Annotated in this window: 21 protein-coding genes; 3 read left to right on the top strand and 18 right to left on the bottom strand. The window is 46.8% G+C overall.

The window, feature by feature from the left end; genetic code table 11:
• Nucleotides 1-8: 8 nt before the first annotated feature.
• The 4 genes from AC0YNZ_RS10125 to AC0YNZ_RS10110 form a co-directional block, all read right to left on the bottom strand.
• Complete coding sequence (locus AC0YNZ_RS10125; protein WP_475826478.1) at nt 9-941, bottom strand: ABC transporter permease; 933 nt, start codon at nt 939-941, stop codon at nt 9-11.
• Nucleotides 942-1,253: 312 nt separating this feature from the next.
• A complete protein-coding gene (locus tag AC0YNZ_RS10120) occupies nt 1,254-2,801 on the bottom strand; it encodes an ABC transporter substrate-binding protein (protein WP_475826477.1) in 1,548 nt (515 codons plus the stop codon).
• A gap of 142 nt (nt 2,802-2,943) precedes the next feature.
• Nucleotides 2,944-4,554, bottom strand: coding sequence for a response regulator (locus AC0YNZ_RS10115; protein ID WP_475826476.1), 1,611 nt, complete (start codon nt 4,552-4,554; stop codon nt 2,944-2,946).
• A 19-nt stretch (nt 4,555-4,573) separates the two neighbouring features.
• On the bottom strand, nt 4,574-6,316 hold the full coding sequence (locus tag AC0YNZ_RS10110) for a sensor histidine kinase (protein ID WP_475826475.1): 1,743 nt from the start codon (nt 6,314-6,316) through the stop codon (nt 4,574-4,576).
• A 573-nt stretch (nt 6,317-6,889) separates the two neighbouring features.
• On the opposite strand from AC0YNZ_RS10110, the gene AC0YNZ_RS10105 reads away from it, so the two are divergent.
• Nucleotides 6,890-8,305: a PepSY-associated TM helix domain-containing protein gene (locus AC0YNZ_RS10105; protein WP_475826474.1), complete on the top strand. Its 1,416-nt coding sequence runs from the start codon at nt 6,890-6,892 to the stop codon at nt 8,303-8,305.
• 19 nt (nt 8,306-8,324) lie between these two features.
• Nucleotides 8,325-8,813 (top strand): FixH family protein, encoded by a 489-nt coding sequence (locus AC0YNZ_RS10100; RefSeq protein ID WP_475826473.1) that lies wholly within the window; start codon nt 8,325-8,327, stop codon nt 8,811-8,813.
• Nucleotides 8,814-8,892: 79 nt separating this feature from the next.
• Here AC0YNZ_RS10100 and AC0YNZ_RS10095 read toward each other — a convergent pair whose 3' ends face one another.
• The 7 genes from AC0YNZ_RS10095 to AC0YNZ_RS10065 form a co-directional block, all read right to left on the bottom strand.
• Nucleotides 8,893-9,027 carry a hypothetical protein gene (locus tag AC0YNZ_RS10095; RefSeq protein WP_475826472.1) on the bottom strand — a complete coding sequence of 45 codons (135 nt, stop codon included), beginning with the start codon at nt 9,025-9,027 and terminating at the stop codon, nt 8,893-8,895.
• A complete protein-coding gene (gene cysI / locus AC0YNZ_RS10090) occupies nt 9,028-10,812 on the bottom strand; it encodes an assimilatory sulfite reductase (NADPH) hemoprotein subunit (RefSeq protein ID WP_475826471.1) in 1,785 nt (594 codons plus the stop codon).
• A 308-nt stretch (nt 10,813-11,120) separates the two neighbouring features.
• The gene (locus tag AC0YNZ_RS10085) at nt 11,121-13,319 is read right to left on the bottom strand and encodes an alpha-galactosidase (RefSeq protein ID WP_475826470.1); all 2,199 of its coding nucleotides are present in this window, start codon (nt 13,317-13,319) and stop codon (nt 11,121-11,123) included.
• A 33-nt stretch (nt 13,320-13,352) separates the two neighbouring features.
• Nucleotides 13,353-14,168, bottom strand: a complete 816-nt coding sequence (locus tag AC0YNZ_RS10080; RefSeq protein WP_475826469.1) for a carbohydrate ABC transporter permease — start codon at nt 14,166-14,168, stop codon at nt 13,353-13,355.
• Nucleotides 14,165-15,043, bottom strand: a complete 879-nt coding sequence (locus AC0YNZ_RS10075; protein ID WP_475826468.1) for a carbohydrate ABC transporter permease — start codon at nt 15,041-15,043, stop codon at nt 14,165-14,167. Before AC0YNZ_RS10075 ends, AC0YNZ_RS10080 begins: the two co-directional genes overlap by 4 nt.
• Nucleotides 15,044-15,113: 70 nt before the next feature.
• Entirely contained in the window at nt 15,114-16,427 is a 1,314-nt protein-coding gene (locus AC0YNZ_RS10070; protein ID WP_475826467.1) for an ABC transporter substrate-binding protein, read from the bottom strand.
• 233 nt (nt 16,428-16,660) lie between these two features.
• Entirely contained in the window at nt 16,661-17,683 is a 1,023-nt protein-coding gene (locus AC0YNZ_RS10065) for a LacI family DNA-binding transcriptional regulator (protein ID WP_475826466.1), read from the bottom strand.
• A gap of 445 nt (nt 17,684-18,128) precedes the next feature.
• Between AC0YNZ_RS10065 and AC0YNZ_RS10060 the strand changes: the two genes are divergently transcribed.
• Complete coding sequence (locus AC0YNZ_RS10060) at nt 18,129-18,677, top strand: methylated-DNA--[protein]-cysteine S-methyltransferase (protein WP_475826465.1); 549 nt, start codon at nt 18,129-18,131, stop codon at nt 18,675-18,677.
• Between the two features lie 94 nt (nt 18,678-18,771).
• On the opposite strand, the gene AC0YNZ_RS10055 is transcribed toward AC0YNZ_RS10060, so the two are convergent.
• The 7 genes from AC0YNZ_RS10055 to AC0YNZ_RS10025 all read right to left on the bottom strand — a co-directional run bounded on the left by AC0YNZ_RS10055 (nt 18,772) and on the right by AC0YNZ_RS10025 (nt 25,116).
• On the bottom strand, nt 18,772-19,455 hold the full coding sequence (locus AC0YNZ_RS10055) for a DNA alkylation repair protein (protein WP_475826464.1): 684 nt from the start codon (nt 19,453-19,455) through the stop codon (nt 18,772-18,774).
• 16 nt (nt 19,456-19,471) lie between these two features.
• Nucleotides 19,472-20,089 (bottom strand): DNA-3-methyladenine glycosylase family protein, encoded by a 618-nt coding sequence (locus tag AC0YNZ_RS10050; protein ID WP_475826463.1) that lies wholly within the window; start codon nt 20,087-20,089, stop codon nt 19,472-19,474.
• A gap of 237 nt (nt 20,090-20,326) precedes the next feature.
• Nucleotides 20,327-21,310: a LacI family DNA-binding transcriptional regulator gene (locus AC0YNZ_RS10045; RefSeq protein ID WP_475826462.1), complete on the bottom strand. Its 984-nt coding sequence runs from the start codon at nt 21,308-21,310 to the stop codon at nt 20,327-20,329.
• Nucleotides 21,311-21,339: 29 nt separating this feature from the next.
• Nucleotides 21,340-22,254 carry a ribokinase gene (gene rbsK, locus AC0YNZ_RS10040; protein WP_475826461.1) on the bottom strand — a complete coding sequence of 305 codons (915 nt, stop codon included), beginning with the start codon at nt 22,252-22,254 and terminating at the stop codon, nt 21,340-21,342.
• A gap of 255 nt (nt 22,255-22,509) precedes the next feature.
• On the bottom strand, nt 22,510-23,067 hold the full coding sequence (locus tag AC0YNZ_RS10035) for a YhcN/YlaJ family sporulation lipoprotein (protein WP_475826460.1): 558 nt from the start codon (nt 23,065-23,067) through the stop codon (nt 22,510-22,512).
• A gap of 166 nt (nt 23,068-23,233) precedes the next feature.
• Nucleotides 23,234-24,124, bottom strand: a complete 891-nt coding sequence (locus tag AC0YNZ_RS10030; RefSeq protein ID WP_475826459.1) for a transglutaminase family protein — start codon at nt 24,122-24,124, stop codon at nt 23,234-23,236.
• On the bottom strand, nt 24,121-25,116 hold the full coding sequence (locus AC0YNZ_RS10025; protein ID WP_475826458.1) for an alpha-E domain-containing protein: 996 nt from the start codon (nt 25,114-25,116) through the stop codon (nt 24,121-24,123). The genes AC0YNZ_RS10030 and AC0YNZ_RS10025 overlap by 4 nt, the downstream gene beginning before the upstream one ends.
• Between the last annotated feature and the right edge of the window lie 6 nt (nt 25,117-25,122).

Raw genomic sequence — 25,122 nt, 5'->3', positions numbered from 1 at the left:
ACTCCCTTCTAGAATAAGGCATTATCTTTATTTATTTTGCGAACGAGGTAATTGGACAAGAGCACCAGCACGAAACCTACAAGCGATTGATACAAGCCAGCCGCTGACGACATTCCGATATCCCCAAGTTGCATCAATCCGCGGTATACATAGGTATCTATTACGTTTGTCGTATCACTCAAGGCGCCTGCATCCATCGGCACTTGGTAGAACAAGCCGAAATCCGAATAAAAAATCCGTCCGATTGCCAGCAGTGTCATCATTGTGATGACCGGCGAGATCAGAGGCAGCGTAATCGCCCGGATTTGCTGCCATTTCGTAGCTCCATCAAGAGTCGCTGCCTCATAATATTCCTGATCGATGCCAATTATCGCCGCCAGGTACACAACGCATAGGAAACCTGCACTCTTCCAAACATGAACGAAATTCAGAATATAGGGCCAGTACTTCGCTTCGCTGTACCAGGAAATCTCACTCATCCCCAGCATCGGCAGTACCGTTTTGTTCATGAAACCCGTCTCGATACTGAGCATCGCGTAGACAAGGTAACTTACGATAACCATTGAGATCAAGTATGGCAATAACACAACGCTCTGATAGAATCTTGCCATAAACTTGTTTTTGACTTCATTTAGCAATATTGCAATTCCTACAGCGACGACCAAATTGACTGCAATAAAGCCGCCATTGTATAACAGCGTATTACGGGTAATGATGTATGCGTCTCTTGTCTTAAATAAATATTCGAAGTTACTGAAGCCAATCCAGTCGCTTCCGAGTATCCCCTTAGCAAAATTGACATCCTTAAAAGCAATAATGAGTCCGAACATCGGCAAATAATTGTTGAGTACCAAATAGAGCACTCCCGGCAGCATCATCAGAAACAGCGGAGCATATCTTGCATACTTCCTAATAAATGCACTCTTCTTTGTCTGTTCCATCCTAAGATCCCTTCCTTATCCTTCAGCTTGTGCGTTGCACTGTGTTTATACCTTTATGATAGATTAACCAGAGGGGGCCAACTACCGCTCCGCCGACCTTTTACTTGCGCTTTTACGACAAGCTTTCACGGTTGAAGGATAAGTATAAGCAACTTCGCCGTCCTCAACTTGCCATGGACTTGTTACGACGACTAGAGCCCGTGAATAAAGAAAAACAGGGCATCTAAGTCGACAAAATCAACTTAAAAACCCTGTTTTTTTCGGATACAACAAAACATCGCCTATCCCGATCTAATGAACGAACCAGTTTAATTATTTATTGCTAGCCCAAGCGTCTAATTGTTTCTGTTTCTCGGCAATAATCTTGTCGATACCTGCGGCCTTAAGCTTGGCAATAAAATCTGGAAGCGTCTTATCTGGATCAAGCGTCCCGGTTTCAAGCCCCAGCTTATTCTGATTCACTACATTCACAACGGCTGCATATTCCGTCTTGACCGAAGTGGTATCGAATGTAAAACCAAGTGCTTTGGATTTAATCGCAGACTTGTTAAACTCGTCCAGTTTGTTCCAGATACCCGGATCGTCACCTTCGAATGTATGCGAAAGGAACTGATTACCGAACAACCAACCCATATTCAAGTTGTAACCGCTGTTCGACGCGTCAACACCATCCGGATATTTAATGACATTATCCGTAGCCGTCTTCACATAATGTTTGCCCTCGATACCCCAATCGAACAGGTTAATGATTGGCTTATCAGAATACATAAGGTTCAGAAACTGCATAGCTCTCTCCGGATTGCTGGAGTTGCGCGGTATTGCCCACATAATATTCGTTACGGTTTCGGTTTTAGCTAGAGGTTCGGTCAGATTCGCCCTTACGATCTCCGTTCCTGTCAATCGGCTTTCTTGCGACTCAATCCCCGGCTTAAGGTTAGCTACATACGCAAGTGTCCTTTGACCCTTGATTAAATCCCCGATGCTTTCCTTGTTCGTAGCTGCATCTTTAAGAATATACCCCGCATTGTACCAGCCTCTCACACGCTTCACGAGCTCCGCATATTGCGGCGTTTCGTACCAATTGACAACCTTTAGATCCGATCCATTGTTCAAAAGAACACCAAAGGAGTCACCTAGCTTGTCGATATCTCCCATCAAATAATCAACAATGGAGTTACCCGCAGATCCAGGAGCAATAACAGCCGTATTCGGCTCTCCCGCTTTAATAGTTTTCATGGCTGCTTCCAAATCATCAAGCGATCTCATTGCGCCCATATCGATGTTGTACTTATCCGCGATATCTTTACGCATTAAAACGCCATAGTTTACCGCTAGATCGCGGATACTCGGTATACCGTAAATTTTACCGCCGATATTACTTGCTTTCATAAATTCTTCGCCTACAGCGCTCTTAATATCTTGCCCGTATTGAGAGACCAGATCATCCAGTGGAAGCAGTTGACCCTTTGCTACCTGAGGACCGTAGCCGAACGTGGGACTGGAGCCTGTAACGATCAGATCTAGCTTCTCATTACTCGTCAGCATAAGATTCATTTGTTGATTCCATGAGCCGATCGCTATCGGCAGCAGCTTTACGGTCGCGTTAATCTTTTCCTGCGCAAGCTTGCTAATTTCCGCCTGCACTTGCTCAATGTCCGCTGGCGTGTTGCCGAATGTGATGAACGCAATTGTTAACTCATACGGCGTTTCATTCGATTTGTTTGCTTCGTTAGACGCAGCAGGAGCGGAACTTTCATTGCCCTTGTTGGTATTTCCGTTATTTGCACTGTTCGAACCGCAAGCGCCAAGCAACAGGCTTAACGCCAAAATCATACTAAACCAACCCACCCGTTTTCTCATGTTACTCCCCCGTTACTATAATAGGTTTGGATTCGGTGGCCACGTACTGGTTTGTATCAGCCACTGAACCTAACTTGATTGTATACAAGTCCGATACGTATAACTGCTCTAAATCCGACTTTTCAATATGCACAATCCGACTTTATTCGCTTGCAGATTCAGACGCGCCGGTATGTCGATAATCCAAGGGGTTCTTACCTGTATGCTTCTTAAAGATTCTTGAAAAGTGAGAAAAATTGGAGTATCCAACATGCGCTGCTACAGCGCTTACAGACAACTCCGAATGGAGAAGCAAATTTTTCGCCAAATTCAAGCGCTCTCGTAAAATATACTCGGAAATGCCCAGCCCGGTTTCCTTCTTGAAAATTCGTGTCAAATAGTCCGGATTCAGAAACACATGGTTCGCAATGTCCTCTCGCAACAGCTCCTTATTCTTGTTCAACTCAATGTAGGCAATAACGCGATCTACGACGGTTTGCGTCTCTTCTACCGTCTTGGCATACTCCGTGGACTTCCACAAAATATGCTTGATCCACACAAGCATGTCCATGAGTGAACGAGTCGCTTGTTGCGAAAGCTCCATAGAAACCGAATCATTTAACAGTTGATGAGCCCGAATCCCCTTCATCTGAAATATAGAATAGACCATTTGTAATAGATCCTGATGAAATTGATGAAGCAGGTTAGCATCCAGACAATCCGCACGTACTTGATTATCCAAATAACCTGCAATCTTGGAAATCAATTTATCTGTTTCCCCATCCTTTAACAACACGGCCCAGACGCTCATATTCGGCATATTGAACGTATTGGATGATGGAAAGCGCCCGTCTAACACGAACACTTTGTTATCTAGTGCGACATTATCTCTCTCTGCAGCAGCCAGCTTATCAGCCATAGCTGACAATTCATGAGCATGTACCATCTTCCCGACATAACAGGAAAGATCGCAATAGAAATAGGTGTTGCAAGTGGAAATATATGAAGCACATCCGGCTTTGATCGCCGCTAGATCAAGATCCACGCCAATTTCTACGGAAATTAACGCAATGAGCTTTCCTTTTCCACGCTGAATCAGGTGTCCAATCTTTCCTTGCTCCAGAATCGCTTCATTCGCCGCATTGCGCAGGGCAAATTCCATTATTTTCTCATCGCGCACCGACAGATACTTATGCCATCTCTGAATGCTGATGAGTACCGGTAAATAACGAGCGCCTTCGAGATAAGGAAGATTACGGTCAGCTGCAGCTTTGCGAATGGCAGCTTCATTAGAAGAAATAGTCTGATTTAATATATCAAGCCAGAACTGTTCAGTCAGAAGCGGCTGCTGCTGGAACCAGTATTGACCGTAACGGCTAAACTCTGTAAGTTCATTGTTCGTGTTGATTTTATTAATCGCTTTGATGATAACCTTCTCGAGTTCCGCATATGGGATTGGCTTAAGGATATAGTCCAGACTTCCTAATTGCATAGCTTGCTTAGCATATTCGAAATCCGCATGGCAGGTCAGGAAAACCGATTCTGTATGTGGATAATGCTTCCTGACCCAAGTCAGCAGTTCAAGACCGCTGCCTTGCGGCATCTCAATATCGCACAGCATAATATCGATGGGGTGGTTGTCATATACTTCCTTTGCCTGACGAATATTATATGCCGCATAGAGCGATGTAACTTGGAGCTTCTCCCAATCAATCGCGGATTCAATGCCTTTGACCGCATGAACCTCATCATCAACGATAAGTAATGAATACATGTCAACGCTCCTTCCTCTTCTAGCCGTTATGCTCTTGAAGCGGCAACAGAATGACCACGCTAGCCCCGCCAGTTTTTCTATTCATAAATGCGATACTCGCTTGTCCATTATAAAGCAGGGCTAGACGCTGCTGCACATTCCATATTCCGATATGCTCTCCCTGTTCGTTCGTCATTCTGCCCCCCTCGTTCAACTTGCTTAAAATATCTTCCGGAAATCCTTTCCCGGTATCCTCTATCACTGCGCGTATATATGGACTTCCTCCCGTATCTAACAGATCGATTCGAATGATGATCTCAATCGGCCCATCCAACGTCATCGCATGTTTTACGGTATTCTCCACGAACGACTGAATGAAAAGCGGAGGCACGCTAGTTTCGAGAAGAAAGTCAGGCACCTCAATCCGTCCGCAAAGACTATTCGGATATCGCAATTCCTGAATGCGAATATAGTTACGGGTATGATCGAGCTCCTGCCTAAGCTGAACGAAATTCAGATTGGTCCGGAACATATATCGGAAATAGGTAACAAGACACAAGGACAATTCTTGAATAAGCTCGAAGTTTTTCGTTTGGGCCAAGCTAAACATAATGTTTAATGAATTCATGAAGAAATGCGGATTGATTTGAAGCTGCAGATGCTGAAGCTCTGCTTTCTGCTTGTTTAGCTGCTCCTCATAGACATTCGCGTGAAGCTGCTGTATTTGGGCCATCATCTTATTGAAGGTTTCATTAACAATTTGGAACTCATCAACACCTGCAGATTGATTTATCCGAACGTCCATATTGCCTTCTTTGATTCGCTTCATTACCATCAGGATACGGTTCAGTGGAATCAGAATCATTTTTCTCAAAAGCAAAGAACCGACCGGTAAAATGATAAGAGAACAGATGGAAACAAACATAATAATTTTTCTCAGGTAAGGTAGATTCTCCAATATTTTCTCATCGGGAATGACGGCTAGTAGGTTAATGTTACCTTTTCTTGATTTGGCACCCACGAGTAAATACCGACTATTGCTTCCTGTTAAATAATAATTGTCCAGATCCCGATCCAATTCGATACCATTCTCGCGAATAAAATCAGCCTCCGTCAGCGGAACCCCATGATCCGTCGATAACAGCGATCTGCCCTTTTCTCCAAGATCGATTAAGCCCAACGCGCCGACCAAACGCTTCGTATTGACCCAGCTTCCGATATAGCTGTCACCCGATTTGAAAATATGAAACAAATAAAAGGATTGGCCAATTTGCTTCACGTACCAGCTCTTGCTGCCGATAGAATCGCCGTCCGGGCTATCATGCAATAGATTCGTCAGATATTCCTGAATTTCCGCTCTTTCTTTGAAAGTGCCTACCTGACGATATGCACTTATATAATCATGTCTGCTCACCGAATAAACAAAGAAAGCATCAATAGATTTATAAATCGGAATTTTCTCAGTCAGCTTACTGAACAAACTGAGCTTAGCCATGTTGTAATCCTGGTCGGATACAGGCAGCCCCATGACTAGCAAATCCGTGTCGATTGCAACTAAATTGTTCAGATACTGATCAACGTCTTCTAAATTTATGTCGATTTGGTCCATATATAGGGTCAACATGTTTTTGTTTGAGCCTGCCACCTGATTCCGTACGACATTAATAGAATAAAAGCTGTTATACAGCAACAAGGCAATCAATGGCAAAGTAACGGCTAATACGCTAATGGCCAATCTCGTACGTATGGAGCGCCAAGACCATTCCTTAAAAAAACCTTTCACAGGCATGCCTCCCTCATCCCTTTATTATACAGCAAAAGAAGACAGGCCTATTCTTACTCTCCCGTCTTCTTTGGTATATCAATGGTATGCCAAATCTCATCAAACCCTTGTCATTACCATTTTTCCTCATATTTATAAGCTTCAATGATCAACGCCGAAGCGCTTCTCTTTATGGATATAAGGTAACTGTTTCAAAGCATAATCCCCCCTGTCATGTTGTGAGTCGGCATCTTTCGGACAATCGCAACCAATCTATAAACCTATCTTCAATCTTAAAGCCTCCAAACGCGCACGACCGCTCTTGAACCGACTTTCCACTATTAATTTAACGACTTTTTATTTCTCCTTTTTATTTCTCCCGATCGGGCAAATGTAAAAAAGAGAATCAGAAATTTATTTGGCTATTTATCTATTTATCTCTCTCCCATGACAAGGAGCTCTCAAATGGAGGCTCCGATTTTTTTTGTGAAAATCATTATTTCAATTGAATAGCCCTTTCGAGTCATCCGCTTCCTGCAGCGACAACGTTATAATAAATGAGATTTTTATTATTACTGGAACGGGGTTAACAATATGAGTGCTATGCCATTAGAGAAGTTGAACACATCTGAGCCCGAATTGAAAAGCAAAGCCTCTACAGGATTGCGTCAAGCCATTTACCAATCCGTATGGAGATGGCATTTTTATGCAGGTATTATTTTCGCGCCTTTTTTAATTATTTTAGCGTTCAGCGGTGCCGTTTATTTATTTAAGCCGCAAATTGAGGGATATCTGTATAAGGATATGCTGACGGTTCGCGAGGTCGGAACGACACCGCTGTCACCTGAGGACATTATGGAGAAAACGGTTAAAGCTTATCCGGGCACCACGATTTCCTCCATTACGCTCAGCGACAAGCCAGATTCCAGTTACAAAATGTCAGTCAAACGCAATGAAACCTCTACTACAATGTACGTTGATCCTTACACAGGCAATGTGCTGGGCATGATTAACAGCGACAAAACATTCACCGCGTTTTTCAAAAAGCTGCATAGCGAGCTTGTTGTTGGCGGGACGTTTGCCAATCGGCTTGTTGAGCTTGCTGCATGCTGGGCAATCATCCTGCTGTTGACAGGCTTATATTTGTGGTGGCCGCGAAACAAATCAGCCATATGGGGAACCATTCTCCCAAGGCTCAGCAAGCCGGGAAGCCGCCTCTTCTGGCGCGATCTGCATGCCGTACCCGCATTCTGGCTCTCCCTTGTGCTGCTTGCGATCATAGCCAGCGGTTTGCCTTGGTCGGGCATTATGGGCGGGCAAATTGATAAGCTGGCAAATTCGACGAATACGAACGCCCCTCCCTTCGCATACAGCTTCGGTGAAAAACCAGAGTCGGTGACCGTCGCCAAGGATATTGCAGAGGATTTGCCATGGGCAGCTGAGAATCTTCCTGTCCCAGCTTCCGCAAGCGGAGGCTATATACGGTTAAGCGTCAACGATATTGAAACAATCGCTAATCAAAAGGACGTTCTAAAGCCATACACGATCACAATGCCAAAAGGTGAGACTGGAGTATTCACCGTCTCGACCTCACATACGAAGCCCGGTAACAACGCTACACTTCACTTAGATCAATATAGCGGCGCAGTTTTGACGGATGTCCGCTTTGCAGATTACGGGATCATGGCCAAAACTATTTCGTACGGCATAGCCTTCCATGAAGGAAGACTCTTTGGTCTTGCCAATCAATTGCTCGGACTCGTTGCATGCTTGGGGTTGATCTTGGTAGCTTTGAGCTCTTATGTAATGTGGCGCAAACGCAAGCCTGAAGGTAAGCTTGGCGCTCCAGCCAAACCGAAGAGTAATAAAATAACGATTGGCGTGCTTCTCATCATGCTTGTATGCGGAGCAATCATGCCGCTAGTCGGTCTGTCCATTCTTGTCGTACTTTTGCTTGATCTATTCATCCTCCGCAGAATAAAGCCGCTTCGGCACTGGTTCTCGGTATAAAGCTAAGGAGAATGTAATTATGAAAATAAATATTCATCGCTTGGCAGTATGGGCATGGCCGCTGCTTCTTGCCGCTTTGCTGTGCGGCTGCACCGCGAGGGCAGCTGCAACTGACGAGAGCGGGCTTCCGCCACATCTAACCGTTAATCTGCATTTGCCCGCGAAGCTTGAGACGGGTGCCCAAAGCGTTTTTTCCGTAGAAGTTTTGAAGGGCGGCAAGCCGCTGGAGAATGCCGATAAAGCCGAATTTATCATTTGGCCAGAGGGCAAGAAGGGCGCTTCCGTAACGGTAAAAGCAACCGAAACGTCTCCAGGCGTTTATACGGTCTCTCACACGATCACAGATGAAGGGCTTTACGTAGTGCAGTCGCGAATCAGCGCAGCCAACGAACAGGTTATGCCGGCCAAAAGCTTCGCCATTGGAGCAGCTGCCATCGAACGGCTTGCTCTGCTGGAAAGTGCAACAGAAACCGGTGCCGCCGCTGCTGCTAAAAGCAAACATCATTGAATTGACGCCAAATCCCCCCGCCCTGATCAGGACGGGGGGATTTGGCGGTTCACGCCTCTGAACACGATATCTTTGCCGTTCAGCTGCGGAAGCGAAGACTGTATGTCTGCTCTCGATTTTCCACATGATGAATATTCGCTTGAATATTAGCCTTCCAGCCGTCATTCTCCCATATCGGTGTAAAAGCAATTCGTTCTCTAAAGACCATCATCATCTACTCGTGAAAATCCAGTCCGGAACGAACCTCTTTAACGTAACCGGTCCGAATGACAAAATCGCCAAAATGCTCGCCCGCCATTCGCTCTTTCGCATATCTATGGACAATAGGAGTAAGGATTTCCATTATCCTCTGCTCATTCACATTTTCCTCATAGAGCTTGCTCATCCGCTCTCCTGCAAAGCCTGCCCCCAGATAAAGATTGTACCTGCCAGGGGATTTGCCGATCAGCGCAATTTCCCCCAGAACGGGACGTGCGCATCCATTCGGGCAGCCGGTCATGCGGATGACGATCTCTTCCTCATGCAGGCCGGCCTCATCCAATACCGTCTCTATCTTTTCCAGCAATGCCGGCAAATAGCGTTCAGCTTCAGCCATCGCCAGCCCGCAAGTAGGCAGCGACACACATGACATCGCATTTCGCCGCAGCGCGGAGTGACGGACGCCATCGCTCAACCTGTACTTCTCCACCAGTTCCATCACGTTCGGTTTATCTTTACTGGATACATTGGCAATAATGAGATTCTGGTTCGCAGTCAGCCGGAAGTCGCCCTTATGAATTTTGGCGATTTCCCGCAATCCGGTCATTAACGGGTAATCCTCCTGATCCTTAATTCGTCCGTTCATAATAAAGAGAGTCAAATGCCATTGATCGTCGCTTCCCTTTACCCAGCCATAGCGGTCACCGTGGTGATCAAATTGATAGGGGCGAGCGTTTTCCAGTTCCCACCCCATTCGGTCATTCAGCATCTGGATAAACCAGGCATATCCGAACCGGTCGATTGTATATTTGAACCTGGCATTTTTCCGTATCGAACGGTTGCCATAGTCCCGCTGAATCATGACGGTCTTCTCTGCCACATCTATAACCTGCTCGGGCCTGCAAAAACCGATGACCTGTGACAGCTGCGGATAGGTTGTCTTGTCGCCATGCGTCATGCCCATTCCTCCGCCGACAGCCACATTGAAGCCCTGTAATTTCCCGTTTTCTACAATGGCAATAAAGCCAAGATCCTGAGAAAAAATATCGATATCGTTAGAAGGCGGAACGGCAATCCCGATCTTAAACTTGCGGGGCAAGTATGCAGGCCCGTAAATCGGCTCTACCAAACTCCCCTGCATGCTGTCGACCACTTTCTTATCATCAATCCAAATCTCGTGATACGCAGGTGTTCGCGGCGATAAATGGTTGCTGAGTGCCCACGCCCACCCGTAAACCTCCATATGAATATCAGACTGATAGGGGTTCGGATTGCACATGACATTGCGATTAACATCCCCGCAAGCAGCCCTGGTCGTCATCAACGTGTCGTTGACCTCCCGTATCGTCTTCCTCAGGTTCCATTTTAAAATACCATGAAGCTGAAACGATTGCCGCGTCGTCAGCCTTAACGTACCGTTCCCATGCCGGCATGCCAATTGATCCAAAACCAAATACTGCTCCGGCGAAGCAACGCCGCCGGGAGCCAGGACACGCAGCATGAACTGGTAAGCCGGTTCCAGCTTCTTTTTCTCGCGCTCATTGCGTTGATCCCGGTCATCCTGCATATAGCTGCCGTGAAATTTAAGCAGCCGGTTATCGTCCTCCGGTATTGAGCCCGTAATCGGGTCACGCAAAGAGTCGTAAATCGTGCCACGCAAATACTCACTTCCGCGTTTAATGTGCTCAACCTCGCTTGGAGGTCCTCCCGGAGGAGCCACCTTAGGCGGTGTTACCGGAACGGTCTCTAGAACCCCCTCGGATACCGTATCTTGTATGACACTTATTTGATCCTTCGCCATATCGACTAACTCCTTCCACTCTGTGCCCGCACACTGCCAGCCGCGCAGCTGCTTATTGAATGACTGCTTAATGTCTATCATAAAAGAAATGGTATAAATACAACCCATCCAAACCGGCAGAAATTACGGCCCTCCATTTTAAGCCGAATGCCGCGAACAAGAAACGGCGGACACAAAAAGAGACCACATGGAGTATACAACTCACATGTGGCCCCTGACGCGCGGGAGTTTAAAGACCGTTACATTTTTCACCTATGCCTATCCCCGCAGCGGATTGTATCCGCAATAGGACAGTCTCCTCTCAGCCGTCAATCCGCTCTGCGAAGCCTCCATGCCTTGCTTCGAAAATCCCCCATGAGAAGATCGGCCGGTACGCGGAGTCCGGCATGCATGAGTTCATCACCGCCGAACACATCGCCGTCGTCCAACCGGTACAGGGCATCCGGATTCAATCCCTTCAGCCGTAAAGTACGGAACCCCGGGTTCGGCTGAGCCAGCACCTTGTAATAAAAGGCCAAAGCTTCTGAACCGTCTTCGGAAATGAACATCCAGGCCGCTTCATTGCCCTCGAACGGATTGAGCAGCCGGTAAAAATCACCGAACTGTACCATTCTTCGGACCTCTTTATAGAAAGCGACTTGATCTTTAACCATTTGTTCTTCCTGCTCCGAAAAGGTTGTCAAATCCAGCTCATACCCGAAAACGCCGGATAATGCCACATTCCCCCTTGTTTCGAGCGGCGTCACTCGGCCAACTTGATGATTCGGGACATCCGAAACATGCGCTCCCATTGAGCTCACTGGATAAACAAGGCTTGTGCCGTACTGGATTTTCAGTCTGCTGATGGCATCGGAGTTGTCGCTGGTCCAGGTTTGCGGCATGTAGTAAAGCATCCCGGGGTCGAAGCGTCCGCCGCCGCTGGAGCAGCTTTCAAAGAGCACATGCGGGAAAGCCGTCGTAAGTTCTTCCATCACCCGGTACAGCCCTAACATATAGCGGTGCGCGGTTTCCCTCTGACGTTCCGGAGGAAGCAATGCGGAGCCGATTTCGGTCATATGGCGGTTCATATCCCATTTCACATACGTAATCGGGGCACTGTTAAGCACATCCGATAACATTCCGATAATGGCATCACAGACATCGCGGCGGGAAAAATCAAGCACGAGCTGATAACGTCCCGTCGAACGTGGACGCTCAGCAGCATGGATGACCCAATCCGGATGATTCCGGTAGAGGTCGCTGTCCTCGTTCACCATTTCAGGCTCGAACCACAGACCGAATTGTAAGCCTAGCTTATTAATCCGTTTACCCAAGTCATCCAGGCCGCCCGGAAGTTTATTCTGATTAACAAACCAATCGCCAAGCGAGCTGGTGTCATCATCGCGCTTACCGAACCATCCGTCGTCCAAGACGAACAATTCAATACCGAGGTCTTTACCTTTGGCTGCGATTTGTTCGATTTTATCCGCATTGAAATCAAAATAGGTCGCTTCCCAGTTATTGATGAGAACAGGCCTTTCTTTGTCACGGAATTCCCCTCTGCACAGTCTGGCACGGTAGAGTCTGTGATAAGTTCTGGACATCCCGCCCAAGCCTTCGTCTGAATACACCATCACGGCTTCAGGCGTTTGGAAGCTTTCGCCTTGCTCCAGGAGCCAAGCAAAGTCAAACGGATTGATTCCGATGGAGACACGGGTCGTATCGTATTGATCAACTTCTACATTGGCAAGAAAATTCCCGCTGTATACAAGGTTGAAGCCGTAGACTTCGCCGGAGTCTTCGCCGGCATCGCGGCGGAGAAGCGCCAAAAACGGATTATGCTGGGGACTGCTTGCCCCCCGCTTGCTATCGACTGATTGCATTCCTTTTTGGAGCGGCCTTTTGATCACATTGCGTTCATTCGACCATCCTCCGGACAGATGGAGCATTTCATACTCCGCATCGCCAAAATCGACGTTCATGCTGGAAGCCCGAAGCAAGCTCAGCTTTTCTGCGCCTTCATTAATGAACCGGACCGAGCGCGTAATCGCGTCCCCTTGTTCAAACACGGAGTAAGAGAGGACGACGACCAAATCTAGAACGTTATCTCTAAGCTCGATCTCAAGCGTATCGGCTTCGTTTTCATTCTCCACATACGTTGCCGGCAAGCCTTCCAATCCGGGTTTTCCCTTCATAATCCGATGGGAATGCACACGCAAATCGGTAGTCGTCGACCCGGACGCCTGTTGAATTTGATACGCTGGCGTTCGGAAGTCGCTCGTGCCGTAGCCTGGATACTCCTGAGTCAGCGTATCGAGTGAGAATGTACTCTCTTTCCGATGCGGATACGGGTTTGGAGATAACGGACGGTCAATGGAAACCAAAGGATTCGAATCCCGGAACCGGCTGATTTTCTTTCCCCAATACCGGTGTGCTAAATAGCCGTCCCTTACGACTTCTAAAACATAGCTTGTTTTGTTAGTTGCCAGATGAAATATTTTCCGCTCTTCGTCGTAAAGTATGGACACGCAAAAATCCTCCCTTATTTCATTACGATCAGACTATCCTTTAACCGCTCCCGAAGCGAGACCGGAGATGAACCAGCGCTGCATAAACAAATACATCATCGTGGCAGGCAACGCGGCAAGAAGAGAGCCCGCTGCTACCCAGCCGATCCGATTGGCATTCGGTCCGAAGAAGGACGCAAGCGCTACTGTCACCGTACGCATTTCAACTTTTTGCAGGAAAAATACCGAGAACTGATAGTCGTTCCAAATACCGACCCCCGTCATAATGAGAACCGTCGCCGTCACCGGCTTGAGCAGGGGCAAAATCATTTTGAAAAACAGCATAAACCGGCTCATGCCGTCCATCATCGCCGCTTCATCCAACTCCCTCGGTATCGAACTGATAAACCCGGTATACAGGAAAATGGTCATCGGCAAACTGAACGTCACATGCAGCAGTACGATTCCCCAATACGTGTTCATCCCGTGGATGTCGATAAAAAATTGATATAACGGAACAAGGATCGTCAGCGGCGGTACAATGAGTGTTGAAATAAACAGCAGGTAGACAAATTTGTTCAGCTTCGTCTGAAAACGCGAGAGCGGATAAGCTGCACACGCTCCGATTAGAATAATCCCCATTAGAGATAAGAACGTAATGACGGCGTTATTCATAAAGGCCCGCCCGAGATCAGCACCTTCCCATGCGCTGGTGAAATTGCTCCAATCCAACGATTTAGGAAAACTCCATTTGGAGCTAAGGTCGCTCATAGGCTTGAACGAGGTCGTGATCAGCAGATAGAACGGAAGAATATGAATGAGTCCGATGAGGACGGACAGTACGATCGAAAGCTTATGATTTGTTTTCATGCTTGGATCTCCTTCCTGCGGAAATAAATCAAAGCAGCGATACTAATGATAGCAATCATGAAAAACATCAGATTGCCGATCGCGGCCGCATAACCTGCATCCTGAGCACCGAAGTAGGTTTTATACATCATCGTGGACAGCGACTGCGACGCGAAGCCCGGACCGCCTTTCGTAAGCGCGATTATGACATCGAATAGCTTAAGCCCTCCGATCAAATTGAGAACGATGTTAATCGTAATGGAAGGTGCAAGCAGCGGAAGCGTAACATTAAAAAACTTTGTGAGCGAGCTCGCTCCATCGATGGAGGCCGCTTCGTAATAATCCTTCGAAATCGATTGCAAACCGGCTAAATAGATCACCATTGCAATGCCGAGATACTGGAATGTGTTCACGAAGGTGATAATAAAGATGTTGATTTGAGGATCGGCCAGTAAATTTACCGGCTTATCTGCGAATAAAAGGATGATATCATTAAGGGCCCCACCCCGGTATTGAAAAAAGAAGTACCAGATGTAACCCATGATGAGCGGACTCACGATTACCGGTAAATAAACGATTGTGCGGGTCAAACCGCGGGTCCGGATGCTTTGGTTGAGCAGCAAAGCGTACAACAGTCCGATCAAATTTTGAAAAAATGTGCTTCCCACCCCATAGATGAGCGTGTTGCGTATAACGGTACCAATATTTTTATCCTCCAGCATCCGGGCGTAATTATCAAATCCGACCCAGCTGTACGTTGGATTAAATCCATCCCAGTTCGTAAAGGAAACCTTAATCCCCTCGAAGAACGGGTAATAAATAAACAATGCAAATAAAAGCAACGCCGGGACATACATAAGGTTTAGCGAAAAAGTCGAATTACGTATCGGGCGCATAATTTGATTCCTTTCTTATAGAGGTGATAGAAGGGGCTTTGGGAGCCCCTTCTGCCAATCCAACGTTCATTTATTTCTGTTGAGCCTTCAAGCGTTCAACTTCTTGTTTGTAGACTTGAGAAGAATCTTCCGGCGTCAACTCACCGCCAAGAATTTGGGAAGACGTCGTTTGCATAACATCCCACATCCCGCTTGGCAGATAGACACGGTCGAAATAAGGGAAGACGCGAATGTCTTTGTACATGTCATAATATTCGGTGTATATGCCGAGATCCGGCGTGATTCCATTCATAGCCGTCGGCGTTCCCGATGCTTCCGAGATCCGCTTCAGGTTTTCCGGTTTTGCAAAGAAATTAATGACGTCTTTGGATGCTTCCAGATTCTTCCCATCTTTCCAGGCAGACATCGTGAAACGCTCGCCTCCGGAGAACGTAGGTGTATCGCCAGGCACAATGGCCGGAACCGGCATGATGCCTACTTTCACTTCAGGATTGATTTTCAATGCATCCGGTACAAAGCCTGGCGCAGTAAAGGAGAATGCAATTTTGCCTTCAGCGAACAGCTGCGGACGGTCTGTCTCACGTATTGTTAATACATCTTCACTCATCAAACCTTTATCGTACATTTCTTTGAATTTCGCCGCTAGCGGCGTCCAATTGTTCCAATCAAAACTTCCATCTAGTAAGGCTTTAGCATGGTTCTCCTGCGCGCTAATCAACAAAGGAGTCGCGAAATAATCAAAGAATTGAGCTAGCGAACCCGCGTCGGTCGCGGAGAAGAAGAACGGAATGACTTCTCCCTTGCTTTCTGTCTTGATTTTCTCGCCGGCAGCAATCAATTCATCCATCGTCTTAGGCACTTCAATGCCGTATTTTTCTAGTACATCCTTATTATAAGTAAGACCATCCTTCGCTGCATTCAGCGGAAGAGTGTAAACCATGCCTTTATCGTCCGTTACAATTGGTTTCATCGCATCGGATAGATTTCCAACCCATTCCTGATCTGACAGATCCGCAACGAAATTGCCGTAACGGACTTGGGACCAGCCATGCGTATCGAAAAGATCCGGCATATCCTTCGCAGCCATTTTCATTTTCAGGACGTTCTCGTAGTCGTTCCCAGGAAATTGCCATTCGAACTTAACGTTCGGATTTTCTTTAGAGTAGGCGTCTCCGATTTCTTTCATTACACTCTGCGTGCCTTGGTCATTCGTCGTACTGTAAACCGTCAGCGTTATTTTTTCCCCGTTTTTATTTGCATCGGTATTTTCCCCGCCATTGACAGCCGGTTCAGTCTCGTTGCCGCCTTTATTCGACGAACAGCCCGAAACAATCAAAGTAAGAATAAGGATACATAACAACGATAGCGTTTTCATATTTTTCATAAATAGAAATGCCTCCTAATTAGTAAATTCCTTTACACTTAGAATAAGGATTTGACGGTACATTACCCATCGCCTATACTTGATCTTGAAACAAATTTTCCTTTTTTGGACTCCTTCGTGGGAGTCTCTTTTTTTATTTTTTTTCTTGACTTGGCGGCATTCCATCCCCCCGCCGATTTGTGCACGAATCCCCTCATCACGCCAGGCAGCACCTCCTCTCATCTCGATACAAATTAAGCGCCGCAGCTCTCGCGAACGATAAGCTTAGTCGGGATCACGGCCTTGATTGGAATAGATCTGCCGTTAATGCGCTCCATCAGCAGATTAACCGCCGTCCTGCCCATTTGTTCCGTGAATATTTTGACCGTTGTTAACGGCACGCTTACGAAGGATGCCATTTCAATGTCATTGAAGCCGATGAGCGCCACCTGCTGAGGAACCGGGATATCCTCCTCCTGGAGTGCTTTCAGTGCGCCAATGGCAAGCGGGTCACTTGCTATGAAAAACGCTTGCGGAAGGTTCCCCTGCTTAATCGCCGCTTTCATTAGGCGATATCCTTCCGGAATGGAAAATTCTCCCAAATGAACATCTTCAGAGCGGAATAATCCTTTCTCCTCCAATATCCTTTCGTAGTTCAGCCGGCGTTGTTCCACGATATCCGTCTTATCCCCATTCAGCCGATGGACATGCTCCCTGCCTCCTATAAATCCAATTCTCTCGTACCCCTTCTGAAATAGATGATCAAGCACCTTTTCAGTGGCCTGCCTGAAATCGGAAACGACAGCATCATAACGCTCTTCATCCGGCGAGTGGTTGACGAAGACGACCCTATCATCCCGGGTGAATATTCGGCCTATTAAGTCGGAAGCCACTCCGATAACAATCAAACCGTCGAGTTCGTTTAAATCGTTTTCCGGCAGCTGTCCGTTCAGTCGATAAACCTTAAAGACTTCTATGCCCAGTTCGAGCAGCTGCTTTTCAATTCCTTGACGGATCGAATGGAAATAGGAATCCTCGAACTCGATTTCGGGTGGACACCATACCAGAAGACCGATCCCGGCTTTCTCCGTCCTCTGCTTCTCCGGCAAGTTCTTTTTCTTCCTTCTTGAGAGATCATAATGTAACTTTTGCGCAACCGAGAATACTCTAGTTCTCGTTTCGTCGGATACCGAAAGGGTATGGTCTTCGTTAAGCACTCTGGACACGGTAGCCGCGGACACTTTGGCTTCGAGAGCAATATCTCTTATCGTTGACATGATCTATATCCCCACTAACTTGTAATGACTTTTTTGTTTACTAATGTTTACTAATGTCTACAAATTAATTTTATCAATAAAACGCTTTCAATGTCAATATCATTCTTGATTAAACAGAAAATTAATCTAGGAAATTCGATTTTTGCATAATACCAACTTTTATCAGGTTCAAGTAGTTGTTTTTATGAATAATGTTTAGTAAACATTATTCATGAATCAAGTAAACTTCCCGAGCGTATTCCGATGTCTTTCAGCCGGTTTGGACGCCATACATCTCGTCACAACTCCGTATTTTCCAACCGGGATTGGAACTTCAGGTCACAAGGACCTGCCGCAGAGGCGGCGATCCTATGACAGCCTGTCATTTCATTATCTTGCTGTTACATTCCTGAAGCCGTACAATCGTCTATGTTTGGGGTTATACTGTTCGTGGGGGTGAGCGAAAGTGGGAAACAAATTGAATTCGCCGATCTATTGGACAATTTTAACGTATGAGAATTGGAATATGCACATCGCGGCTGCTACGGAAGGACTTTGCTATGTCGGCTCTCAGAATCGCTTATTGGATGAATTGGCAGACTGGTCTGCCGCCCGGTTTCCGGGCAGCATGCTGATTCGGGATGATGCGCAGCTCCAGCCCTATGCTGACGAGCTTATCGAATATTTGCAGGGTTCGCGCAAAAGCTTTACTATGCCCTTCGATTTTTACGGAACGCCTTTTCAATTGGCCGTGTGGAACGCGCTTTGCACCATTCCATATGGGCAAACCAAATCTTACTCGGATATTGCCGAGCAGATTCAAAAACCGGCCGCGGTTCGCGCAGTCGGCGCCGCTATTGGCGCAAATCCCATGTTGATTACCGTTCCTTGTCATCGCGTGATCGGGAAAAACGGCACTTTAACCGGCTATCGCGGCGGCATGGACATGAAAACGAAGCTGTTGCAATTGGAGCGGAGCGCTGTACTTTCTGATAGCGGATTACAGCATGCCTGATCGTCTCGCAGAACGTATTGCGAATCTGGATTGGCAGCGAAACAGCCTATCATTTGTAAAAAACAAATGTATAGGCTGCTTGTTCTTCTTTTTATTATCGCTTCATGCTGCGAATCATTTTTTTAGCAGCATGATCCACACGGTAAGACTCTGTAATTTTTTGCAAAGCTTTGTTGTATGTGAAATCATCCAATGAATTGTTCTTCAAATAATGCATCGTAGGCCCAGGAAGCTTTACATAGCAGATCGATATGGCCCATGCAACCGCCATCTTGACATAGTAGCCTTCGCGCTCAACGTTATCGAGCAACGGTAAAACTCTGCCAATATATTCATCATCAATATAAAAATCAATCAGCATCACTACTCCGAAACGGATCTCATATTCTTTATAAGACGATAAATAAGGCTGCAAAAAATCCCACACTTGCTCCCTGTTCGTTTTAGTGAATTTTAATCCCGTACAAAAACTGTCGCATACAGACCAATTATCTATTTTGGGAACAAAATCAGCTGCATAGCGCAAAATTTCCTCAACATCCGTTTTCGCATAACCGATAACCATCCCCTGCAGCATAATCTCCTCGAAGTATTCACTTTCCGCCTCCTGCAGGTAGCTGCGCCAATCACCCCTTGCCAATTTTTTGGCCAGCTTACGCAGCTCGGGCAGCCGAACGCCCAGTACATTATTAATATTTGGAATAAGTGCCGCAGCAAATTTTTGATAATCCTCATCAACCAACGCTATTATCTGTTCCCTTATCGTCTTTTCCCGCATTTTCACCTTAACTCCCTTATTCAATTGAAATTTCCCACAAGTAGATGGATGCAATTGAACCGTATGGCGAATATCGGAGCCGGTATTGCTCAAACTGCTCTTTTGTAATAGAACGAAGATTATACAATTTCATCATGCCCCGGCGAATGGCAATATCTCCCCAGCTGACGACGTCACGGCGCTCCATTGCATTGATTAGCAGCATTTCCGCTGTCCATCTGCCCACTCCGTTTAAAGTCATCAGCTTTTTAATTACCTCTGCATCGGTTAAGTCATGCAGATCATCCAAATTAAATTCACCTTGTTTAATCGTATCGGCAATTTTTTTAATGCAAGCTGCTTTTTTCATCGTCATACCACATTTTTGAATATGCTCAGCAGTCTGCATGGCCATATTATGCGGAGATATTTCACCTAATCGCTCCTGCATCCTTGCCCAAATCGTGTGGACGGCCTTCACGGAAATGAGTTGGCCTACAATAGCATAGACGAGCGCGGTGAACAAATCAGGAATCACGACACGCTCTACCTTCCCCATTCGCATCATAGAGGCTCCAAGCGTTTCATCTACGCTTTTTAAATAATTTATTTCTTCCTGCCCATAGTCAAAATACTTTGTTTTCACTGTTTGCATTCCACTCCCCCACCCTGCCATGAAGTTAATCACATAGTAAGTAATATACCTCACCGTCATACATTTGTACGGATAATCGAATATAAGAGCAAGATAGCGATATAGAGAAGAATACTTCCGAGTGGAATGCGATAAATTGCAGGAGAACATACGAAGAAAAGCCCGTAACCTGAAGTCCCGAAACGGAAACTGCAGATACACAGGCCAAGCAGAATTTCATGGATACCGCCCGGGGTGTCAGGTCGTTGCCTTTTGCAAAAGCTCCACATCAAGTTCGTAATTTTTCCGCTCGATAGGCTCATTGTTGATTAAGCGGATCAAATAGTCCGCCGCAGTTTTGCCCATTGAGTAGATTTGTTGAGATATCGTCGTAATTTCAGGATAAACCATATCCATTCGAATCCCGTCGAAGCCGATTAGCTTCACTTGCTCCGGCACAGCAGCTCCCAGCTCCATTAACGCCTTCAAGGCTCCGGCGGCCATCAGATCATTGCCTGCAAACACGCCGTCCAAATCAGGATGCTGTTTATAAATTTCCTTCATCGCCTCATAACCGCCTGCAACATTGAAGTTGCCGTAACCAATCAGACTTGGCACAAACCACGGTAAATCTCTGCACGAATTCTCATAAGCAAGCGTCCTTTCCCTGGAGGAATGCACATGCGCGGGACCGGAAATATGAGCAATCTTGCGGCAGCCGCCAGATAGAAGATGCTGTACCGCCATCTCGCCGCCATGACGGTTAGCGGCCGTAACCGAAAGGATCGGATAACCAGAAAAGGATTTATCGATGGCTACAATCGGAATGGAACGGTCCTGCAAGGCAATGATCTGCTCGGGAAGAACCGTATAGGACGAAATAATAATGCCGTCGATTTGTTTGTTAATAAGCGTTTCCATATACTTCTTCTCTTTGTCCGGATTATTGTCCGTATTGCACAGCACGAGCGTATAACCGTGAGCCGCTGCGGCATCCTCGGCTGCTCGGGCTATTTCGGGGAAAAACGGGTTTAAAATGTCTGGCACCATTAACGCGACAGCTCCGGTTTTTTTGCCTGCTAAGCTTCTTGCAATATTATTAGGCTTATAATTCAGCTTTTGGATCGCAGACATGACGGCTGTCTCCGCTTCCTTGCTGACATAGCCGCTTTGATTAAGCAGGCGGGATACAGTGGCGACGGACACGCCGGCCAGCTTGCTGACATCTTTAATTGTAGTCATAAATAACAAAATCCTTTCAGCCTGCCCGATTAGGGCTCCATTTCCATAAAACGCTCTACTTCAGCCCGCAGCGGCATTCCGCTTTGAGCGCCAAGCTTGGTTACCGACAATGCACTGGCAGCGACTGCAAACCTCACCGCCTCCTCCAACGCCAAACCTTCGCTCAGCCTAACGGCTAATGCGCCGTTAAAGGTATCCCCTGCTCCGGTCGTATCGACTGCTTCTACCTTTCTCCCCGGCTGCTGCTTGATCTGACCGTCATTTGTTTTGTAAAATGCGCCCTTGCTGCCGCCGGTCATGACAATACGATGCGGATACAGCTCAATCAGCTGCTCATACGTACGTTCCTGCTTGTCGTCCAAGCCCAGCAGTATCGCAAGTTCGTATTCGTTCGGCGTAATAATATGAATCATCTCCAGCAGCTCCTTAGGCAGCTTGACGGCGGGAGCAGGATTTAAAATAACCGGAACGCCCAGCTGACTAGCCAGCTTAATAGATGCCTCGACTGTAACGAATGGAATTTCCTGCTGCAGCAGCACCATATCCGAGCCCGCAATGATTTCCTTCAAGGACAAAACATCGTCTGGCAGCAGACAGTGGTTTGCGCCGGGCACAACAATAATTCGGTTATCGTTGTCGCATACGGTAATCGCAGCTACGCCTGTAGTAATATGAGGAACCGTTTTCACATTCTTCGTATCAACGCTTTCCTTCTCCAAAGCTTCCAAAAGCTGCTTGCCGAAAGAATCCCCGCCAACGCATCCGACCATCGTCACATGTGCGCCGAGACGTGCGCATGCAACTGCCTGATTAGCCCCTTTCCCGCCAGTAAAGCTGGAGAAAACGCTGCCAAATATCGTCTCGCCTTGATTTGGCATAATATCCGTTTCTGTAACCATATCTATATTCATGCTTCCTATAACCGTAATTTTCGGCTTGTTCATTTGCTGCACCTCTTTGTTCGCATTATATTTTCATATCAGATGTGTAATCGGTTACACATCACTTTTTATTATTTTATAGCCCGTATTTACGATTGTCAACCGGAAAAATAGGCGCATAGAAAAACAGGAATGGCAGGCCAGCGTCAAAATTGAGACGCCAGTCTGCCATTCCTTTAATCAAACGATAATATCCCATTCGTATTCAAGCTCAATCAGGATCCGGAAGCCCCGTACAAACTGCCGTTCTATCAATCGTTACCGCAGCGGAGCGGTTACCGTTTCGCCGATATTCCGGATAATAATAGCTACGTCATTAGCTAATGTTTTAAGGGGATGCCCATTTGTCATACTGACGTTAAGTGACTTTATTTTTTGATGGATACGTCCTTCAGAAGTTACATGAATGTTATACTCCGGATATTGGCCTTTTAAGGCAGCGTAAACCTGCTTTTCAATGATTGCTTTTTTACCCGTATTATCCACATCAAGACCGACTATCGCATCATTTTTATGAATAACGACAGTAGCCTTGCTTACTCCCGGTACTTTATCAGCGCGATTCGCTAGCTGCTTTGCGCTTCTCGAAGGATTCGCCAGGTTTCCTCTGTAATCCAGCGTATCCATTCGGTTATCGAACTTATTCACCCGATTGTCCGTAATGTTGTCCCGGTATGGCATTGACTTCGATTCGATGCGGTTTTTTACACGGACCGCATTTTCTTTCGCCGTATAGCCTTGTCCGCATGCTGACATTGAAAGACCTAAGGCAACAACCATTAACGAAACAACGACGGGCTTGATCTGTTTATGCACACTTAACACCTCCTGTTTAATGATTATAAGATTAACTAAACGCAAGTAATCATACGTGGCAAAAGCAGCTAAATACCCCCAAATTGCTTTGACAAAATGAAAAGAACAGTTGCCCGCAAACTGAAATTGCGGATTACTGTTCTTTTTATTTTTGCCTATTCATCTATTAGTCCTCAATATTTCTTACATCGACAGTTACATGCAGCACTTGCTCGCCTGTACCTCTATAAACTCCCTTTACGGGTACGATATCCTTATAATCGCGTCCATGTCCCAGCTTCACATACCGCTCGCCGACAGGGTCGACATTCGTCGGATCAAAGCTGCACCAGCCAAGCCCCGGCACGAAAGCTTCAACCCAAGCATGCGACGCCTGCTCAAAGTCCGCGCTTCCGCCCTGCAAATCACCGACAAAGTGATACCCGCTCACATATCTGGCTGGAATACCGGTCGCCCTGCAGCTTGCGATCATCAAATGCGCAAAGTCCTGGCACACGCCGCGCTTGCTCAAGAACATGTCTGATGTTTTGGTTTTAACATCAGTCGCTTCCGGGTCATAAATAAATTCGGTGCGAATTTTCGTTGATAAAGCGCTCAGCCAGTCCAACACGCTGGCTTGGCCACTTTCATCAAACTCAGAAATTTCACGGGCAAATAGCTCCACTTCAGTCGTTACGGCCGTATATTCCGTCGTCAGCAAAAATTCTGTAAAACGGTTGGCCGCATCCTCCGTCCCCAGCCATTTCCACGCCTGCTCCGGCGTTCGCTTGCTTAAATATTGCGCGCGCTCCTCGGGCGAAGGAGCCTGCTTCGTTACAACAATCATAGATGTGCGTATCGTGAGCCGCTTATGCGGTCCGTTCACCGAGAAGGCATGCACCCGGTTGCCGAAATAATCCTCATAGGTGAATAAAGAGGCATTCGGCTCAATAGCGATCGCTTGCTGATAGCAGGACTGTCTTTCATTCGTGCTCGGAGTCAGCCTAATTTCATTGACACTGTCCGTAACCGTATCCGCGTACTCGTATTGCGTCACATGTGAAATACTCAACTTCATGCGCTTGCCTCCCCCATGCGAAAAAAGGTTTTAGCGAATGCGAGCCCAAGCTGCTGGCATGCGTCAAGCAAATGCGCAACGATCGTTCCGCCCCGGTCGATAACCATATCCTCCCGCTCCAAGCACGCTAAATCCGCCTTTACCTTGCTGACTTGGCGAATTACACGTTCATGCGCCGTCCGCAGCTGCTTATCCTGCAGCTCGATATTCCGCATATGATCATCAAGCGTATGGAGAGCAAAATGAAGGGAACGGGGAAAGGCGCCATTGAGCACGACAAATTCAACGATTGATTCGACGGAAATGCCGTCCGCATAATATCTGCGGAACGCCTGATAGCCGCTCACGGAACGCAATACAGCCTGTAAATACGGATAAGCGTTCGCGCTGTTCCAGCCCTCGCCGCTTGCCGCATTGCCTACCGCTTTAATGATGCGCAGCGTATTCTCCGAGCGCTCCAAATATCGGCCGCATTCGATGAAATGCCATTCGTTCTCTCTCGGCATTACGGATTGGCTGACGCCTTGAAACAATGCCGTCCATTCCTTAATCCTTCCGAAGAACAAATGCGGAGACTCACGCAGCAGATCATCCGGCTGCTTCTCGCGCAGCCACAAATAGAACGCATTCGTCGCATCCCACATTTCGCTCGGCACCTTCTCGCGCAGCGTTCGCAGGTTGCCGCGAGCATGGCTGACGCATGAAACCAGCGAATTCGAATTATCACGATCCAGCGTCGTATAAAAGAGCACATCCCGTTCATTATAGCTGCCGTACTGCTGTTCATAGGCTTCCCGGCTGCCTAAGGCATCGACGATTCTCGCCCATTTTGAGCTGGACTCGGTCACATCGCCCTCCGGCTTTCCTTCCATGTTCATTGCTGTATCTTCAACCTGAAGATGATAATGAACATCAATTAGCCTAGCATGATTTTCAGCACGTTCCATATAACGTCCAATCCAAAATAATGCCTCTGCATTCCGGTTCAGCATAGCATT

Source organism: Paenibacillus sp. J2L1-98 (genome assembly GCF_056269405.1).
This window is presented reverse-complemented; position numbering and strand designations above follow the sequence as displayed.